An 18,949-nucleotide genomic window follows, 5' to 3' on the forward strand; every position below is an offset into this window, starting at 1 on the left:
AGCCGGGACCTTTTTTCAGCTATCAATGCCAAGCCGTCGACGCAGGAAATCGAATGATGCCTCGCGGAAATCACGTGAGATGTCTGCTTCGGGCGCCAGGGCGTCAAACCCGTGGGGAACATCTTCAACAATTTCCAGTTCGCTCTCTACGCCGTCTTTCGAGAGCCGTTCCGCATAGTCGAGGTTTTCACCGTAGAAGAGATCCTTGTCGCCGACGCCGATCCAGGCTGGCGGCAAATTCGACAAGTCGGGGCGACGTGACGGCACAGCCCAACGCGGAATCTCCGATCCGTCATCCGGCGGATGTCCCAGATAGGCAGACCAGCCGAAAAAATTGTTCTCATTGTTCCAAGCGATATGCCGGACTGGTGTGAGGTCTCCTCGTGTTGCCGTCCGGTCATCGATCATAGGGTAGTAAAGAAGTTGCGCGGCCGGCTGCGGGGCGCCTTCATCCAGAATCCTCTGGCAGAGTGCTGCCGCCAGGCCGCCCCCTGCGCTCTGGCCTGCGACGACAATCCTGGAAGGATCAACTCCCATGAGTTCAGCGTTGTCCAGAAACCACAACCAGGCTTTGTAGCAATCGTCGAGCGGCGCCGGATACGGATGCTTGGGCGCCAGTCGATAGTCTACTGACACCACAGACATGCCGAGTTCGCGGACGATCCGATTGCAATCAGGATCGTTCATTCTTGCCTGGCCCATTACGTATCCACCACCGTGAATGAACAGCATTCCAGCGCCGGCGTGTTCGCTGACCGGTTCGTAAACGCGAACGCTGACATGTTCGAGCTTTACGGTGTGCCTACGAACATTGGCGTCGGCCTGCGACCGGAAGGCGATCGCCATGACCGATTTCATCAGCATCCGCGACAACGGACTTCGAAGAGATATGGTCGGCATCCTCGCAACTTGCTTTTGCACTTGAGGGTGCAGATCGCTGACCTTCATTTGCTTTGATGTCATGATGTTTCATCTCGCTCCCCGTTTGTTTGCAGATGGAGTACAGAAGACTTCTGCACAAGCTGAGACTCTGACACAATATTGTTGATGTGTATCACACATTTGCCGCAGCGGTATTGAGATAAGAACTGGCTTCAAGGAGGGGGTCTCTAAGGTGTACCTTCGCGAAGGGATGAAATCACCTTTTTGCTAACTCATTGCAATGCAGAAGATCATCCAGTTTGCGACGGGCTTGTCAAAGGAACCAGACCCGAGTTGACCAATACTGCTGGTTGGCTCCAATCGATGGAAAAAACTGTTCTGTTGCTTCAGAACGATGGGGATTGTGAACAGCCTGCTGAAGCTGGATCTGCCCGACGATCCGGCCGCATCTCAGAGTATGGGTAGTTCAACATCCTTGTCAGGGTAAATGCCGAGGCAAGGGGGTGACTATACCCACGTTACTCTAAGACTTCTCCTCTCCGGCGAGTGCGCTCTCAGAGCGCGCAGGAGAGTCGAAAAACGGTCTCCAGTAACAATTACTGAAGGCATCAAAGAAGCGAGTCAGCGAGCAATCTGAGTCGATTGTGACGCATTCTGATCCGGTGGACGGAAATCACCGATTGAAGTACGGAGTGATGAGTTGAGGATCGTGAACTGGAACATTGAACGGCGGAAGCCGAGTTCATGGCAAGCACGTTCACTCGTGGATGAGATAGCGTCGCTAGAGCCGGACTATGTTTGTCTAACCGAAGCTTGGAAGCAGTCGCTGGCGGATTTCGGCGGTCATGTTATCTCGGCGGAGGGGGGGCATGGAGCCCTCAACATCCCGATGAACGCAAGGTCGTTCTCTGGTCTCGAAATCCGTGGGCAGACGTCGAACCGATCGAGCAGCTTGAAGCGATCGGTAGCGCCATAACAGCCAGGAGTGAGATCAACGGCAACGTCGTCAGATTTGTAGGTGTTTGCATTCCGTATCATTTTGCCAGTCCGCTCGGAGTTGAGCCGAGAGCCAAACCTTGGACTGAGCATGAGAGGTTTCTGGAAATACTTAAGCCACATTTGGCGCGTTGGGCTCGAGATGAGCCGGTGACTGTCTTGGGTGATTTCAATCGACGGGTTCCGAGATCCTGGGGGCCAAAGCAGTCGTATGAGAAGTTGGAGGATACATTCTCAGGTTACCAGTTTGCCACAACCGGTATCTTGGACGAAATCAATGATCGAACAATCGACCATATAGCTTTCGCCGGTTCGTTTGAGGTGAAGAGAGTATACGGGAAGAGTGCGCATCTTCCAGATGGTCGAAGACGGTCTGACCATTTTGGTGTTGTTGCGGAACTCGCGTGAACTGCCAGAGGCTTTAGGAGAGGGTCTGTATGATGATAGTGGGCATGCTCTGCCCCACTGAGGTGGTCCACCGGAATTGTTAGTCCGGCGGTTTCCATGTAGCGGCGTTCATGCCGCCACCTCCCCACAGTAAGGCGGTATGAACGCCGCGGGCAAGATGGTTTGTGGAGCAGGTGGTCGGTAGCCCAGAGAAGAGTGTGGGCGCACGGTGTTGTAGTGCCGCCGCCAAGCCTCGATCAGGATCTGGGCTTCCCTGAGATCGAAGAAGATTTCCCTCGCCAGCAACTCGTCTCTGAGCTTGGAGTTGAAGCTCTCGCAGTAACCGTTTTCCCATGGTGAACCCGGTTCGATATAGAGCGTCTTCACGCCGACCCGGCCAAGCCAGTCACGCAGCGCGGTGGCGATGAACTCCGGGCCATTGTCGGAGCGGATATGCTCAGGCGGGCCATGCGCGACGAACAGCTCGCCCAGCGTGTCGAGCACATCGCGGGAGTTGAGCCTGCGTTCGACGCGGATGGCGAGGCATTCGCGGGTGAACTCATCGATTACGCACAGCATACGGAACACCTTGCCGGCATGCGTACGGTCCTGAACGAAGTCATACGACCAGACATGGCCTTTGTGCATTGGCCGCAACCGGATACAGGAGCCGTCATTCAGCCATAACCGGCCGCGTTTTGGTTGTTTCATCGGAACTTTCAGCCCCTCACGCCGCCAGATGCGATAGACGCGCTTCTCGTTCACATGCCAGCCATCCCGTCTCAGCAGGGCTGTGATGCGGCGATAGCCATACCTGCCGAACCGCTCGGCCAGGGCGATGATGGCCGCTGTCAGCACATCCTCGTCCTGACGCACCACACGCGGCTTACGCTGGGTGGAACGGTGCTGGCCGATCACACGGCAGGCCCGGCGCTCTGTTGCACCGAGTGTCTCCACCACATGATCGACCGCTTCGCGTTTGCGTGAAGGGCTTAGAACTTTCCCTCTATGACTTCCTGAAGGATCTGGTTGTCGAGAGTCAGATCGGAGATGGCGCGACGCAGCCGCGCATTCTCCTTCTCGATCTCCTTCATCCGTTTGGCCTGGCCAACCTGCAGCCCGCCATACTCCTTGCGCCACCGGTAGTATGTCTGCTCCGTCACACCGATCGAGCGCACAGCCTGGCCCGTCGCCTCACCACGCGCGAGGCGCACCTCAACCTCCCGCAGCTTCGCAATAATCTCTTCAGGCGTAGATCTCTTGCCCATGTCTCAGCTCCATATCTGAAGCCGGAACTAACTCAAATAATGGACCACTTTCGTGGGGGCAGACCAAAGCCGTGCGGGACATGTTTGAGGTCCTGGACAAGGCGATCGACCTCGACACAGCAGGCGTTCCGCCCATTGACGGGCTAGAGGGCTTCAAAGATCTCCTCCGACGCTACATTCGGCATTGTGCCGCCAATCCTGACCACGCCCGGATCATGGTGTCCGAAGCGATGATAGGCGGCGAGCGGCTCCAATGGATAGTGGACAATTTTCTCATTCCGCGACGCGACGCGATTGCGCAGCGCCTGGTGCGTGCCAGTACTCTGGAACAGCTGCCAGACCTCAACCCGTTATCCTTCCTCTATATCACGACGTCTGTCTGTCAGATGCCATTCGTGCTGGCGCACGAGGTTCAAGCATTGTTTGGTATTGATGTGCGGAAACCAGAAATCGTGGACGCGCACATTGAGTCGGTGTTGAACCTGTTTTTTCAGTATCGCGCCGACTGATTCCGGAAGACATGGAGGCTTGGGGCCGACGCGTCTGAGGCACGCGCCTTGTCAGGTGTCCTCGTTCAACTGCATTGAGGCCGGAGCTTGCTCCCGTTCCAGCGTGTGTCAGATCGTGTCAGCCCGTTTCATGCCATGCCGCTCGGACGGGCCGGAGCTTGCAGGGCTTATTGCTGTGTTCCGGGAATCAGGACGTCGATCGGCAGGCCTTCCGTGCCGAAATCCGGCAACATGTCATCTTCGTCCGGAGGCGGCGGGGTGCCGTCGGAGCCGGTGCCCATGAGAAATTCGCTGCCGGCCGATTGGGCGGCCTGCGACACGGCCTTGCCACGACCGATCTCGTTGACGGCGCTGGCGGGATCTATGACGGTCACGGCGCGCGCGCTGGGCACGACAACGGTCAGCGTTCCATCTCCTTCGCCGGAGGTCAGGGTGAGCCCGTCATTCGGCTCCAGGCTGGTGCGACAGCGCTCTGTTCCAGCCAGGTCGCCAATACAGGGATCGTCTGCGTCCGTGACGCGAGTCAGGCGGGCAGCCGCCGGGTTCGCTGGAATTTGGCCGAAACCCGCAGACGCAGCATCCTGCCTGGTGTCTTCGGAGGCCGGAACGACCTGTTCTGCACTGATGGCGTAGGCCGCTGCGTCGGCATCCTTGCGCTGGCCATCGGGACGGGGCGGTGGAGGCGTGTCGGCCTCGAGGCCGCCGGTCGGCATGGTGAATATTTTGGGAGGCTCCAACGGCGTGGTGCAGCCGGTGCAGAGGGCAAGGACGAGCAGGGCGCCAGCAAGGTTCGCGGGGCGCGGATAGGCGGTCGACGAGGATGTGTGGCTCGTCATGGCTCAGTCCTTCCGGTGTGTGGAATGAAGGTCCCGGGCCGGAAAACCGGCCCGGGACGGCAGGGTTACTGGTTGACCGTGGCCGAGTTATAGGACCCGGTCTGGACGATGGAGGCCATGTTGCCGGCGGTCACCGTCTGATTGATCGACGCGTCGTTGAAGTCACCGCCGCTTTGCGAGATCGTCGCCATGTTGCCGTCGGTCGACTGCAGGATCGAGGCGGTGGAGAATTCGCCGCCCGTCTGGGTGATCTCACCGGTATTGTCATTTCCGCTCTGCGTGACGCTGGCGGTCAGGTTGCGACCGGAATTGTTGCCTTGCGTGACCGTCGCGGAGTTATCGTCCCCGCTCTGATCAATATCGGCATCTCCACGGCCACCATTCTGGAGAACGGAACCCGTGTTTCCATGACCGGTCTGCACGATGTAGGAATCGTTTGAGAAGCCGCTCTGGTCAATGCTGGCCATGTTGAACGATGCGCCGCCGATCTGGTCGATGGCCGCCGTGCTGGACTTGCCGTCCTGATCGATACTGGCTTCGTTGTCGGAGCCGATCTGGGTGACATAGGCGTTCAGCGAGCTGTCCTGCCAGACGCGACCTTCCTGGGTGACGTTCGCCGTGTTGCCGGAGCCGTCCTGATAGACGTCAGCCAGAACGCTGTTGTCAGCCTTCTGGCCGGTTTCACCTGGTGCGTTGTCATATTGGTCGACATTGGCCGTGTTGCCATCACCATACTGGGTGACGATGGCATCGAAGTTCTGCGAACCATCCATGTTGAACGATTGGGACACATTGGCCGTGCTCATGCCATCCTGCAAGATGGTCGTGCTCAGGCCGGACTGACCGTCCCCGTTCATGAACTGGTCGACATTCGCCGTTGCGCCGCCATCCTGCGTGATGCTTGCAGAAATGTTCGTGGAGCCATTGCCAGCGATGCCCTGATTCACGTTTGCGACCGAACCACCATTCTGATCGAGCGTGGCGATCACGGACCCGGACGTTACGGCACCGCTTGTCGCGGTGTTTTCGACGGACTGGTCTACAAAGGCGCTGGAACCGCCATCCTGCGTCACATTGGCCGTAATGCCGGTTGCCCGGTTGCCATCCAGGGACTGGTTGACTTCGGAGATCGAAGCGCCGGACTGGTTGATCGTGGCGAAGGCATTGTTGGCCTGTCCGTCAACAGCGGTCTGGCTGACAGTCGAGCTGGAACCGCCGGTTTGGGTCACATTGGTCCGCAGCGTGCCCGTGAAGCCGGGGCCGGTGCCTTCCTGAGTCACGGACGAGGAATTGGTGTCGCCGTTCTGGTTCACATTGGCAACCTGGTTGAAACCGCCGCCGGTGTTCGTCTGATCCACGGTGGAGGTGTTGTTGTTGCCAGCCTGAATAACCGTCGATTCCGGATCGGCATTCGGGATGTTGATCGTGCCATTGGAGGAATCGTCCGTCTGCGCGATCGTGGACACGTTGTTGTCGCCTGTCTGATCATTGTCAGCATAGGCGCCGATTGCATTCTGGGTGACAGTGGAGTCGTTGTCGTTACCGATCTGGTCAACGGTCGAATTATTGTCGCTGCCCGTCTGGGTGACGGAAGCCGCGTTGGCATCACCGAGCTGTGCAACCGTCGTTGTGTCGCCCGTGCCGTCCTGGGCGACGACCGCGCTGTTGTCATTGCCTTCCTGGCTGACTGTGGCGACTTCACCGCCCGTATCGTCGGTAAGGCCTTGTGCGACGGTCACGCTGTTGCCCTGGCCACCGACCTGGTCAACAGAAGCCGTCTGTGCGAGCGAACCTGCGGTGTTCTGGTCGATGTCAACCGAGTTCGGGGCGGCCCCGGTAACGGTGTCAGCGGTCTGGGTCACCGTTGCAGAGTTGCCAACCGCAGCGCCGACGGCACTGGTCTGATCGATGTCGGCCGTATTGGTGGCAATACTGTAGATCTGCGATCCGGGAGGTGTGTGCTTCTGGGTGATGGACGCCGAGTTTTCGTCGCCGGTTTGGTCGATATAGCCTTCGTTTTCGAGACCTTCGGTCTGATCAATGTCGGCATTGTTTGAAACGCCGCTCTGGTTGATGAGCGCCTCTGATTCGTCTGCGAAGGCAGGTCCCCCGAAGCAAAGTGCCGCGATTGCGGCGGTGGCGAGAAGTTTCGTGCGCATGAGATGTCTCCTTGTCAGTGCACATTTCGCACTGATCCTTTCTCGGATCAGCTTGTTCAAAAGGCCATTCTGGAAGCTGAGTGCGTCCCCCCGATGGCTTCTGCCACGCCCCGCTGATGTACAGTTGGAGGCATGTTCGGTTTCAGACCGGGCGCGCATCAGTATGCGCCTTGCGTCACGGTGACCGTGCCGCAGCCAGAGGCCACGACACATCCGGTCTGGTTGATTGTGTATTCCAGCGCATCGCCGGTCTGGACGAGCAGGGCGGACAGGCCTTCGCCGTCCTGGTAGATTTTACCCTGGTTGTCGTTTCCGTCCTGCTCGATTGACGCGGTGTTTCCGGCGCCGGTCTGTTCGATCAGCGCATCGTTGTCCTCACCGTTCTGCACGATGGAGGCGACATTGCCGCCTTCCACAAGATCGCCAGGCGAGACGGTCTGATAGATTGCGGCGGTGTTGCCGTGTCCCAGCTGCGTGAGGGAAGCGGAATTATAGTACAGTTCACCAAAATCATTTGTCTGCCGTATGAGGGCGTCGTTGGAGTCGCCCTCGATTGTGAGGGTGGCATCATTGCGGCCTGCAGGCTGACTGCCGACGGGGGACGAATCCTGGCGAATCGCGAACGAGTTCGAGTCTCCCGTCACGGATATGCGGGCCGACGCATTGTCTCCGGATTGGGAGACCGTATTGGCCCGGTTCATCTGTCCCTGAACATAGGCGTCCACGACAAGATTGCGCCCCGACTGGGTGACTTCCAGCGTGTTTGCGCGTTGCGCCTCGGCCTGCCGGGTGCGCTCAAGAATGTCGGAAATCTGCTCAATATTGGCGAATGAGCCCGTGTCGGCCCCGGCGGGAAGGGCCAAGCCGAACAAGATGGACAGGACGCCGAATGAATTGCGCGTCGAGTGTCTGCGCGCGTTCTCAGCGGGCGGACGTGCAGATGCGATTGCAGTATGTGGCAACATAAAGTGCCGCTCCCGAGTTGCTTGCCTCGACTTGAGGCAGTATTGGTCGGGAGATCCGCCAAATGGCAGATCCCCGGGGAGAGACCGGTCCGAGCGCCAACTTGAAGTCGGTCTCTCCCCACCCTTATTGCGGCTCGCGCCGCGCGATCTTGTCTTTGCCTGGTCCTAGTCGGTCCAGGGCTTTGATTGCATCAGCTCAACTTGCTTCATTGGCCTCCCAGTTTTCGCCCTCTTGCAGCAATTCCTTTGGCACACCCTTCAGGGCGTCCTTTGGAAATTCGGTGCGGTATTTCTGATCGTAGAAATCCACCGCTGTCTTGCCGAGATCGGGGTTTTCGAAGTTCCAGAGACCAGACTTTACACCTTCCACGATCAATCCGTAAACGGCTTTTTCGAGCGCCTGGCGTACAGCAACATGGCGAGGCTGGTTCAGGGTGATTCCGGCCTCTGCTTCGAGAAGCTCCCGATAGGCGACATATTTGAAGGCGTTGGCCTGCCAGGCGACAGACGCGACGCGTTGTTCGGTCGTTACCGAGATCAGGACTTCGCCCGTCTTGACGCTTACAGCCCGCAAATACACCGAAACGGCGTCTTCCCGGTACTGTGTGTTCGCGCCAATTCCCAGATAGCGTGCGCCGGCCCCACCCGTTTGCGTATTCGTATCATAACCCGTGATGGCTCCTTCGATCAGGATGCCCGCGAAAAGCAGCGCGGGAAGTGCGACCGATTCCTTTGCAGATTCCCCCAGATAACGCTGGCGCATTTCCAAGATGATCTGGCGTTCCTTGAGCAAATTATCCAGCTTTTCCCGTTCGATGACGGTAAACCAGCTGCCATCTCCTGCGTCCTGCAGGGCCTTGATCAGGATCGGCGTTGCGCCCTGAGTCACGGCGCGCGACAGCGTCTGGACAGTATCGCTCGGCTTGAAGGCGCCGGTCTCGTCCGCGACGCCATAGACGGCGACCGGAATCTGCTCCGTCGGCTTTGGCAGCCAGATCAAAGCATACTCGGTCTGCGTGCGCGGATTCACGGTCGGCTCCGCCATGTCCATGGACGCTTTTGGCGGCGTGCCGCACGCAGCAAGCAGAAGTGTCAGTACAGGCGTTGCCAGCCAACGCTTGAGGCCAGATTGTCCCCACATACAGTGTGTGTCCCCTACAAATTCCCGGTTAGCCGCCGGTGGTGAAAATCGGCACCACGACTTCTGTCGTTGTCCCTGTGGTTGCGTCAAAAATGGTCAGTGTGATCGAATCCAGACCCCTCACGAATTCGACTGTCTGGTCGCCGAAGACGACCCGGCCATAATCCTGCGGATCCTCCCCGAAAATGGCATTGGCGACCTCGGAGGCGAGTCCTGACAGAAGGCGGCTTTGCAGCTGCCGAATGAACAGGTCAGCCTGCGGATCACCGCTGGCGGAGGATGGCGCCTCGGTATCATCCTGGGCGTTTGCGATGCCGAGGAGGTGGGCCGAGTTGAACGGGTTTCCGCCGAAGGACGGATTGACGGGCGTATAGACGAGTTCCTGCGCTGCCGCGCTGCCGGCAAGGGCGAGTGCGACCATGCCGGCGCACGCACCGGTGCGGATTATCCTGATTGGGTGACTAGTCATTTCCTGTTCCTTTCCAGCGCACGCCATCCACGAGGAGGCGGCCTGCGCGTTGCAGATCGACATGTGCCAATGTGATGCCATTCGAAACCTTTGCCTGCGAGGCACCGCCCAGTGACATACGTGCATCCGATGCTGTGCCGGCCATTTGAAGCGTCGCGGTTCCATCGAGTTCGGCCGTGATGTCCGTGAGCGTAACGGAATCCAGCGTGATCCGGCTGGTTCCGGACTGATAGATTTCAGCCGTGCCGGTGAGCTGGTCGCTGACCAGCCGGGATGTCCGGCCAAGACAGGCATGCAGGCGGTTTCGGATTTCGCTGATCCGGATGTGGCCGCCATGACTGGCGTCGATTTCAGCGACTTCGGCGCCGGACATTTCCAGGGCCAGGGCGCCGGTTGTTGTCAGACGGAACGTGTCGGTGACATTGTTGGCGATGATACGGCTGCATCCGCCAGCCAGAATTTCGAGATTGTCAGCATCGGCGATTTCGGCATCTCCGGCCCGCATGGATATGCGGACATTTGTGGAAGTGGGTGCGGAAATCACCACGGTCGGGAAGTCGCCGATCGGGTGCATCTCGCCATTGTCGAAAGAGATGCTGAGTTCGCCATTGGTGCGGGCGCAATTCATGGCGAGGGAGGCAGGGGCCCCGCGGACCGAGACGCCGCCATCTTCATCGGTGCTCACGGACAGGGTTCCAAGGTTTCCGACGCCGTCCTCGACGGAGATGATTTCGATCTTGTCCTCGGTGTTCGGGATGATCCGAAGCGTGCCGACATAATCTTCAATATCCAGCGTCATCGCATCATGCCCCGTGGACGGGTGTCCCGCTGATGCGCTGGCCGGCACTAGAAATGCGATCATGAGGCCAACTGCCGCATACGATGCCGCCCGTGGCTTACTTAATTTTGTCGCACGCATTCTGCCCTGCCAATCTTACAGCAACAGCTCACCGAATTGGGCCGGATATTGCGGGCGTGTCCCCACTCCCGGCTCGCGTTCAGCGAACGTTTCACCCTTTGTGAGTGCTAACGAAACATTAAGAAAGTGGGCTGTCATCCCCCAAACGGGGGGAAGGGGCAATTTATCCGTAAGGTTTATCGCCTGCATTCGTTTGCACGGGCACGGACATACCAGAATCGAACGCGAAACGTGACGATTTTATCACAATCTCGGCCTGGCGATTGACCACCATCTTCTGCATGATCGACTTGAGAAGCGTCTTGACCGTGCTGGTCGCCACAGCCCGGGCTGTGGCGATTTCCGCTACGGTCTGGCTGGCATAGAGCCGTTCGCAGACATCGCATTCTGCTGAGGTCAGGGAGTAGGTCTGGCGCAACAGGTTCCGGTCCAGGGATTTCACGGATGTGAGCTTGTCGATGAACAGGACCGCATGGCCGGAGCGGGCGCCGAAATGCCCGATGGGGGGCACCGGTGTGACCGAACAGATATAGGTGCATTCCGGGCGCAGGCGCGCGAAGGAAAAGCGGCCGCCAATGGCGTTGCTCTGGCCGCGCAGGGTGAGGGCCAGATCGCGGTTGCTCTCGTCGGACAGGAGATCCAGGCGGCCGAGCCCATCGGTGCGGACCACGCCGGACGCGAGCAGTTTCTCGAACTGTTCTGACTGCCGGACGACCGTGCCGGATTTGTGCAGGATGGCGACGCAGGCCTGGCGGCCGAACATGTCCAGCAGGGACGTTTCCTGCCGGCTGACAATGCGCCCTGCAAGATGCGTGACCGGAATGGCTGCGCGGACCATCTGAGAAAAGCGGGCAATGGAATCATCCGAAAACGGACCATCATCGCGGGGGCGGGCAATCGCCAGGGCCACCACGGTCGAGTCATCGCTGGCGAGGACCGTGCCGGCGAACTGGCCGACGCCGGCCGGAATCAGGAGTTCCTGATAGGCGGCATTGGTGGCCACGGTCTCCTCATCTGCCACTTCATGGTCTCGAATGATTCGGCCGATCTCGCGCGAGGCCAGAATCCGGGTGCGCGGATTGACGGCGAGATACTCCTGCTCATTTTGGAAAAGGTCGCGATCGACGGTGCCCTCGACGGCGGAATCCAGAATGAAGGTCGCATCACTGACGGAAATGAGTTGTGTAGTTTCCGCACCACAATGCGCATTGACCATCTCGAGCGCCCGGGGCAGGACATCGCTGTCGCACAGGCCTTCCAAGAGCAATTCTTTGAAGGTGTCGAGGGTATGATTGCTCATATATTCCAATCTACGCGCCAAGTTTGGCAGCAATGTATAGCTTTCCGTTACTTAACGTTGCAAGCATATTCTTGGTAAATGGGCTGTGAGGATGATCACGGCAGGGAGGTATGACGGGGCGTTGCTGCAGTGTCTCACCGCGCTTGCCCATTTCTGTCCACATTGCGGGGGTAAGCGGCGGGCAGGGGCGCAGAAAGCCATTCTTTGATGTGAAGATCGCGTGACAAGCGCGTTAACACATTTTAGGTTGCCTGATTGGGGAATACGGGTTGATGACGAGAATAGCCGCCAAATCAGAGTCAGAGCCTGCATCCGTGGAGGATGCCGTGCGCGTAATTGGCCATGTGAAATGGTTCGATAGTGCCAAGGGCTACGGATTTATTGTCGCCGAGTCGACGTCTGACGCAAGTCTGACGGGAGACGTGATGCTGCATGTGACATGCCTGAGGGGGTATGGTGAATCCTCTGCCGATGAGGGTGCGCGCATCGTTTGTGACGCCGTGAAAGGCGACCGCGGTTGGCAAACCGCTAACATAATTGAGATGGAACGCCCTCGGGCCACTGTGGCCAAGGAGAAAGGTGTTGAGCGCGATTACGAGACGGTCACGCTGAAATGGTTCAATCGCACCCGCGGCTATGGGTTCGTTCAGCGCGAAGGCGATGACACGGATATCTTTGTGCACGCCGTCGTTCTGCGCAAAGCTGGCTACGAAGATATTGAGCCTGGCACGGATCTGGAAGTCTGCATTGAAACCGGTTCAAAAGGTGAGCACGTTAGCCACATTAAACGCGGGTAAGCAGCAGCCAAGACAGCTTGCCGCCTTGCGGGCACCCGTCTAAACAAGCCCCATGATACGTTTCATCTCTTCTGCTTTTGCATCGCTCGTCCTGTTCTTGCCTGCGGCTTTCGCCCAGCTGGAAACCGGCCCTCTCACAATCATGTCGGGAGAGACTGAGCACAGCTTTACGGTCGAATTGGCGAATGACCCGGAAGAAGTCCAGACAGGCCTCATGAATCGGGAAGAGCTCGCAGAAAATGCTGGCATGCTGTTCGATTTCGGCCAGCCGCGCGAAGCCAATATGTGGATGAAGAATACGCTGATCTCTCTGGACATGCTGTTCATTGATCCTGATGGCAAAGTGCTGGCGATTGCTCGCGAAACTGTTCCAGGATCGCTGCGTCGGATCAATCCGGGCGTGCCGGTGAAGGGCGTGCTGGAACTGGCGGGGGGGCGTGCCGCCGAACTGGGGATTGAGCCCGGCGATACAGTCCATCACGACGTATTCGGAAACATGGGTGAGTGAGGCGGTTGAGCCGCTGAGACAACCGCCGCCGGGATTCGCGCCAACGCCATCCCGCGGGAAATTCACGCTACACAATGGTCCCACGTATCGTGCGTCGGCATCAGGCGATGTGCGCACCGGCATGTGGGTGCTGGATCGTCACTGCAATGGCATGGGCTTCCTTCACGGCGGAATGACCTGCGCTTTTTCCGATAGTGCGCTGGCATGGGCTGTCTGGAGCGCGACCGGCAAGATGTCGGTCACGCTCAAGCTGACCATGGAGTTCATGGACATCGTTCGGGAGGGCTGCTGGCTGGAAGCGCATCCGCATGTTACGCTGATAGACGGTGACCATGTTCACGTTACAGCGAGGCTGGTGAAGGACGATGGGGGCATTGCGGCGCGCGCTGACGCCATATTCAGGACATTGCGTCGGAAGGGCTGACTGGGCGCGCCTGCGTCAGACCGGCGCGCGTCAGCTCGTCAAGTTTGGCCAGCCTGCAAACTATATTAGAAAAATTGCATATATGATCCGGAGCGAGCCTCATGGAATTTGATGCACTTATCTTGTCGCGACTTCAGTTTGCTTTCGTCGTCGCCTTTCACATTCTCTTTCCTGCCTTCACGATCGGTCTCGCGGCTTTTCTCGCGGTATGCGAAGGCTTGTGGCTGAAGACCGGCAGGGAAGTCTTCAAGCGACTTTATTTGCATTGGGTGAAAATCTTCGCGCTTGCTTTCGCCATGGGCGTCGTATCCGGGGTCGTGATGAGCTACCAATTTGGTACGAATTGGAGCCTGTTCTCTGAGATCACCGGCAGCGTCATGGGCCCCATGTTGGCCTATGAAGTGCTGACCGCTTTTTTCCTGGAGGCAACATTCCTGGGCGTGATGCTGTTTGGCTGGCAAAAAGTTGGTCGGAAGCTGCACTTTGCTGCGACATGCGCTGTAGCAATCGGCACCACGATTTCAGCTTTCTGGATCCTCGCCGCAAACAGCTGGATGCAGACGCCAGCCGGCTTTGCGATTGATGCAGAGACCGGCAATTTTTATGCAACCAGCTGGATCGAGGCGATCTTCAATCCGAGCCTGCCAAGTCGGCTCGCACACATGTTGCTGGCTGCCTATACTACGACTGCGGCGGTAATTCTCGCTGCGGGTGCGTGGCAGACTCTGAAAGGTCGGACAACCGAGCCCACCAAGTGGCAAATTCGTATGGCGTCGGGCACTCTGGCCGTCCTGCTGCCGATCCAGATCATGGTTGGACACTGGTCGGGCGAAGTTGCGCACAAGTACCAGCCCGCCAAGATCGCAGTGGTGGAGGGATGGTGTGAATCCAAGGAAGTGCAGGGCACGGTTCTGATCGCGTGGCCGGATGGTTCCGAATGCGGCCATGCGGGCATAACGGTTCCGGGCACCAGTTCATTCCTTTTCCCCGGCCTGGAGGAGGGCGAAATGCTTCATGGCATCGACCACTTTCCGGAATCCGAACGGCCGCCGCTATGGCTCGTCTTCTATGCATTTCGCATTATGGTAGGGGCCGGGCTCGGCATGCTGGCCATGGGCGTTTGGGGCACCTTCCTCTGGTGGAGGAAAAAGCTGGACACACCGGGTCTCTTCCACATTGCGGCTGTCCCGGCTGGCGCGCTTGGTTTCATTGCTGTCGTGACCGGGTGGATTACTGCGGAAGTCGGTCGCCAGCCCTACACGGTCTATGGACATTTGCGCACGGTGGACAGCCTGTCACCGGTCTCTGCCGGGCAGGTGGCGACGTCCTTGCTCGTGTTCATGGTCGTCTATGCCATCATTTTCACGGCCGGTGTCGTATATATGGCGCGCATTGCCACGCGCGGCTTTGATGACAGTCCCACGGACCCTTCTGGCCGTGAGCGGCGTCCTCCTGGGTCTCCAATGGGCGCAGTCGATGACAAGGCCGAAACATCCGACGATATCGTTGCGGCGGAATAGGAGGCGAACATGGCTATCGACCTACCCTTCATCTGGGCCCTGATCCTCGCCATCGGCGTCATGATGTACGTCTTGCTTGACGGGTTCGATCTCGGCGTTGGCATGTTCACCGCGATCGCGCAGTCTGAAGAAGAGCGGAACATGATGACCGCCACCGTCGAGCCCGTTTGGGACGGCAATGAGACATGGCTGATCATTGGTGGTGGCGGCCTGTTTGCGGCGTTTCCCACCGCATACGCGATCATCATGCCAGCCTTCTATTTGCCTGTGCTTATCATGTTGGCTGCATTGATATTCCGCGGCGTCGCGTTTGAATTCCGACACAAGGCCGTGCGTCGACCCACTCGTATCTTCTGGAATGGCGCTTTCTATGGTGGATCGTTCACCGCCGCATTTTCACAGGGCATCATGCTTGGCGGGATGGTACAGGGCATTCATGTCGAGGGCGGTGCCTTCGCGGGCGGCGCGTTCGACTGGTTGACGCCATTCACCCTTCTGACCGGTATCTCTGTTGTCATCGGATACATGTTGCTCGGCGCTTGCTGGCTGGTTCTCAAAACCGAAGGTGAGTTGCATGACAAGGCGCGCAAGTGGGGCCGGATGGCACTTGCTGGCGTGGCAATTTGTTTCCTGGCAGTCAGTTTCGCGACGCTTTCAGTGGACGCATCCATTGGCGATCGGTGGGGCTTTTCCATGAGCCATATTGAGCCTGCACGCTTCCTGCCGCTCGCGCCGGTGCCCCTGGTCGGCATGGCACTTGTCGTCTGGCTGTGGAGAGACCTATCGATGAAACAGGGCGCGGTGGGCACAGCGCCGGACTGGCGACCTTACCTTTTGGCGGCGGGCATTTTTGCCAGCGGATACGTGGGCCTCGGCGTCAGCCTTTACCCATTCATCGTGCCGTACGAAATATCCATCCATGAGGCTGCTGCGCGGGACAATGCACTCGTTCTGATGTTGGTGGGCGCCGTGATCATGCTGCCGATCATTCTGGCCTATACAGCATACGTCTACAGCCTGTTCTGGGGCAAAGTTAAGCCGGGAGATGGCTATCATGCGCATTGATCCGGTACAGCCAGCAGACGACAACGAGGAGCCGCCGCTCACCAGACGGCTTATCTGGTTTGTCGGCATAGCCCTTGTGTCGATGCTGGTGGTCGCTGTCGTGGCCTACACGTTGAGAGGCCTGTTGCTCATTGGCTGATGCCCAGCTTGTCGAGCGCGAATGCCTTGATGGACTTATAGTCGGCCTTGCCATTCGGCGCGCGCCCAAGATCATCTTTGAACAAAACAGACTTGGGAGCCTTGTAGCGGGCAATACGTGATTGCACAAAGCTGCGCAGTTCGTCTTCGCTGACCTCTGAATCTGTGGATACGACGGCCGTCACGGCGTTGCCCCACTTCTCATCGGGCACGCCGACAACGAGTGCGTCCTTGACGGCAGCATGTTCCTTCAAGGCCTCTTCGACCTCTTCTGGATAGACTTTCTCACCTGCCGTATTGATACAATTTGATCCCCGGCCCAGCAATGAGATCGTGCCATCCGCCTCCACCGTGCACCAGTCGCCCGGTATGGCGTAACGGACCCCGTTGATTGTCCGGAACGTTGTGGCGGTCTTCGCCTCGTCCTTGTAGTAGCCAAGAGGGACTGCGCCGCCGCGGGCGATGATCCCGGCCTCGCCGCTGCCGGGCACGATCTCGCGATCATCTTCGGAAAATACCTTGCAGTTCGGGCCGATCTCGAATTTGGACGTCTGGGTTCCGCCTTCGAGCGTCGTTGTGGATGATCCGAAGCCGACCGCTTCAGATGAGCCAAAGCTGTCCATCATGGCGGCTTGAGGCATATGCTTCAGGAGGCCTTGTTTGACCTCCGCGCTCCACATTACGCCGGACGATACGATGGTTTGTACAGAGCTGACATCCCAACGGCCAGGATTGTCGTCGAGAGCTTTTAGCATCGGCTTTCCGAATGCATCTCCGACGATCGCCATGCTCGTCACGCCATGTTCCGAGACGGTTTCCCACAAGTTTTCAGGGTCAAAGCTGGTGTTCTGTTCCAGCGTGATAATTGCGCCGCCGCCTAGCAGCGCACCCATCGCCGTGAACAGCCCTGTGCCGTGCATCAGAGGACAGGCGGGCACCTGCCGCGCCGTTTTTCCCATAAGCTGAACTGCCATCTTGAACTCTTCCATAGTGGACGGGTAGGGCAGACCGGCTTTCTCTGCGCCTTCTCTGGACGCCTGTCGCCAGACAGATTGTGACCACATCACGCCTTTGGGCATTCCGGTGGTTCCGCCGGTGTAGAGGAAAAACAAATCTTCTGGTGATCGGTCGATGCCGAGCGGAGACGGGTCACCGTCGGCGGCGAGACAGTCATAGTCTACCGCCCAGTCAGGCACGTCTCCGCCGCCAATCTGGACCCAGGCCTTCAGCTTGGGCAAGCGACCGCGGACCAGTTCAACCTGATCAGTAAATTGTGCATCAAAGAACACAACCGCAGCGTCCGAGTTATCAAAAATGTAGAAGAGTTCGTCGGCGAGATAGCGATAGTTGACGTTCACATGCGTGAAACGACCTTTGAAACAAGCGGCGAGCGCTTCAGTATATTCAGGCTGGTTACGTAGATAGAAGCCAGCTTTGTCGCCTGTTTCGATCCCCATCTCGCGTAAATTCCGCGCAAGCCGGTTTGATCGAGCCGTGAAGTCTGGCCAGTATGTCCGCCGTGTCCCGTGGGCCAGAGCCAGGTCTTCCGGACCAAGCATCTCGCCCACAGCATCAAGCATGTCACCGAAATTCATATCCGAAGCAGATGCCACTTTGTTTCTCTCCCGTTTGTGTTTTTGGCAACTCTAAGCGGTTGCCGCAGCGGTAGAGAAGCTGGAATCGAGTGCGTCGGAAGGATCATTTCGCCCAAAAAAAGAGGCAGCACCGAAGTGCTGCCTCTGACAATTTGGCTTTGAGGGCCGGGCTTAGAAGCCCATGCCACCCATTCCGCCCATGCCGCCACCCATGTCAGGCATGCCGCCGCCGGCACCTTCCTTCTTTGGGGCTTCAGCGATGGACGCTTCCGTCGTGATCAACAGGCCAGCAACCGATGCAGCGTTCTGCAGAGCAGAGCGCACAACTTTCACCGGGTCGATCACGCCCATGGCGACGAGGTCACCATATTCTTCGGTCTGGGCGTTGAAGCCGAAGCCCTTGCCCTTGCCGCGACGGATCTGGTCGACAACGACCGAGCCTTCGACGCCGGCGTTTTCAGCGATCTGGCGAACCGGAGCTTCCAGAGCCTTGCGCACGATGTCGATACCGGCCTGTTCGTCAGCATTCAGGCCTTTGACGTCGATATTGCTTGCAGCAGCGAGAAGCGCCGTACCACCACCAGGAACGATACCTTCTTCCACAGCGGCACGCGTGGCGTTCAGGGCGTCATCGACGCGATCCTTGCGCTCTTTCACTTCCACTTCAGTGGCACCGCCAACCTTGATGACAGCTACGCCGCCAGCCAGTTTCGCGAGACGCTCCTGCAGCTTCTCCTTGTCGTAGTCGGAAGACGTGTCTTCGATCTGCTTGCGGATCTGCGACACGCGAGCTTCGAGGTCTTTCTTGGCGCCAGCGCCGTCCACGATGGTCGTGTCATCTTTTGTGATGGCGACTTTCTTCGCGGTGCCGAGCATGTCCATGGAGACGTTCTCGAGCTTGATGCCGAGATCTTCGGAAATGACCTGGCCGCCGGTAAGGACAGCGATGTCCTGCAACATGGCTTTGCGGCGGTCGCCGAAACCTGGAGCTTTCACAGCAGCGATCTTCAGGCCGCCGCGCAGCTTGTTGACCACGAGGGTGGCCAGTGCTTCACCGTCGACATCTTCAGC

The 18,949-nt window shown here is 58.4% G+C and carries 18 protein-coding genes; 7 read left to right on the top strand and 11 right to left on the bottom strand.

Annotated elements, in window-relative coordinates:
* Positions 1–15: 15 nt before the first annotated feature.
* Complete coding sequence (locus B2344_RS15845; protein WP_290485584.1) at positions 16–864, bottom strand: alpha/beta hydrolase; 849 nt, start codon at positions 862–864, stop codon at positions 16–18.
* A gap of 1,530 nt (positions 865–2,394) precedes the next feature.
* Positions 2,395–3,533 (bottom strand): IS3 family transposase gene (locus tag B2344_RS15850; RefSeq protein ID WP_290485585.1). Its coding sequence is split into 2 segments (ribosomal slippage): positions 2,395–3,275 and positions 3,275–3,533, totalling 1,140 coding nucleotides; the frame shifts between segments, so codons are not numbered across the junction.
* 80 nt (positions 3,534–3,613) lie between these two features.
* Here B2344_RS15850 and B2344_RS15855 point away from each other — a divergent pair.
* Positions 3,614–4,042 (top strand): hypothetical protein, encoded by a 429-nt coding sequence (locus tag B2344_RS15855; protein WP_290485586.1) that lies wholly within the window; start codon positions 3,614–3,616, stop codon positions 4,040–4,042.
* Between the two features lie 167 nt (positions 4,043–4,209).
* On the opposite strand, the gene B2344_RS15860 is transcribed toward B2344_RS15855, so the two are convergent.
* The 7 genes from B2344_RS15860 to B2344_RS15890 form a co-directional block, all read right to left on the bottom strand.
* Positions 4,210–4,878 (bottom strand): hypothetical protein, encoded by a 669-nt coding sequence (locus B2344_RS15860; protein WP_290485587.1) that lies wholly within the window; start codon positions 4,876–4,878, stop codon positions 4,210–4,212.
* Positions 4,879–4,943: 65 nt separating this feature from the next.
* Positions 4,944–7,037: a beta strand repeat-containing protein gene (locus tag B2344_RS15865; protein WP_290483510.1), complete on the bottom strand. Its 2,094-nt coding sequence runs from the start codon at positions 7,035–7,037 to the stop codon at positions 4,944–4,946.
* A 158-nt stretch (positions 7,038–7,195) separates the two neighbouring features.
* On the bottom strand, positions 7,196–8,002 hold the full coding sequence (locus B2344_RS15870) for a hypothetical protein (RefSeq protein WP_290485588.1): 807 nt from the start codon (positions 8,000–8,002) through the stop codon (positions 7,196–7,198).
* Between the two features lie 196 nt (positions 8,003–8,198).
* Positions 8,199–9,143, bottom strand: a complete 945-nt coding sequence (locus B2344_RS15875; protein WP_290479642.1) for a CsgG/HfaB family protein — start codon at positions 9,141–9,143, stop codon at positions 8,199–8,201.
* Positions 9,144–9,171: 28 nt separating this feature from the next.
* Positions 9,172–9,612, bottom strand: coding sequence for a curli assembly protein CsgF (locus tag B2344_RS15880; protein ID WP_290483508.1), 441 nt, complete (start codon positions 9,610–9,612; stop codon positions 9,172–9,174).
* Positions 9,605–10,474, bottom strand: a complete 870-nt coding sequence (locus B2344_RS15885; RefSeq protein ID WP_290483507.1) for a hypothetical protein — start codon at positions 10,472–10,474, stop codon at positions 9,605–9,607. The genes B2344_RS15880 and B2344_RS15885 overlap by 8 nt, the downstream gene beginning before the upstream one ends.
* A 220-nt stretch (positions 10,475–10,694) precedes the next feature.
* The gene (locus B2344_RS15890; protein ID WP_290485589.1) at positions 10,695–11,831 is read right to left on the bottom strand and encodes a helix-turn-helix transcriptional regulator; all 1,137 of its coding nucleotides are present in this window, start codon (positions 11,829–11,831) and stop codon (positions 10,695–10,697) included.
* A gap of 272 nt (positions 11,832–12,103) precedes the next feature.
* Here B2344_RS15890 and B2344_RS15895 point away from each other — a divergent pair, with 272 nt between their 5' ends.
* From B2344_RS15895 to B2344_RS15920, 6 genes are all read left to right on the top strand, one after another.
* A complete protein-coding gene (locus B2344_RS15895; protein ID WP_206990746.1) occupies positions 12,104–12,628 on the top strand; it encodes a cold-shock protein in 525 nt (174 codons plus the stop codon).
* A 52-nt stretch (positions 12,629–12,680) separates the two neighbouring features.
* Positions 12,681–13,136 (top strand): DUF192 domain-containing protein, encoded by a 456-nt coding sequence (locus B2344_RS15900; protein ID WP_206990745.1) that lies wholly within the window; start codon positions 12,681–12,683, stop codon positions 13,134–13,136.
* The gene (locus B2344_RS15905; protein ID WP_206990744.1) at positions 13,129–13,560 is read left to right on the top strand and encodes a PaaI family thioesterase; all 432 of its coding nucleotides are present in this window, start codon (positions 13,129–13,131) and stop codon (positions 13,558–13,560) included. Before B2344_RS15900 ends, B2344_RS15905 begins: the two co-directional genes overlap by 8 nt.
* Before the next feature lie 101 nt (positions 13,561–13,661).
* On the top strand, positions 13,662–15,080 hold the full coding sequence (locus tag B2344_RS15910) for a cytochrome ubiquinol oxidase subunit I (protein WP_206990743.1): 1,419 nt from the start codon (positions 13,662–13,664) through the stop codon (positions 15,078–15,080).
* A 9-nt stretch (positions 15,081–15,089) separates the two neighbouring features.
* Complete coding sequence (cydB, locus tag B2344_RS15915; protein ID WP_290485590.1) at positions 15,090–16,145, top strand: cytochrome d ubiquinol oxidase subunit II; 1,056 nt, start codon at positions 15,090–15,092, stop codon at positions 16,143–16,145.
* Positions 16,135–16,284, top strand: a complete 150-nt coding sequence (locus B2344_RS15920) for a hypothetical protein (protein WP_206990741.1) — start codon at positions 16,135–16,137, stop codon at positions 16,282–16,284. The genes cydB and B2344_RS15920 overlap by 11 nt, the downstream gene beginning before the upstream one ends.
* On the opposite strand, the gene B2344_RS15925 is transcribed toward B2344_RS15920, so the two are convergent.
* Together B2344_RS15925 and groEL are read right to left on the bottom strand one after the other, a co-directional pair.
* A complete protein-coding gene (locus tag B2344_RS15925) occupies positions 16,274–17,896 on the bottom strand; it encodes an acyl-CoA synthetase (RefSeq protein ID WP_290485591.1) in 1,623 nt (540 codons plus the stop codon). The two genes, B2344_RS15920 and B2344_RS15925, sit on opposite strands and share 11 nt — an antisense overlap.
* A 153-nt stretch (positions 17,897–18,049) precedes the next feature.
* Positions 18,050–18,949 (bottom strand): chaperonin GroEL (groEL, locus tag B2344_RS15930; protein WP_290485592.1); only part of this gene is annotated, 900 nt, incomplete at its 5' end.

The sequence above is a fragment of the Hyphomonas sp. UBA3195 genome (genome assembly GCF_002366485.1).
Lineage (GTDB): Bacteria > Pseudomonadota > Alphaproteobacteria > Caulobacterales > Hyphomonadaceae > Hyphomonas.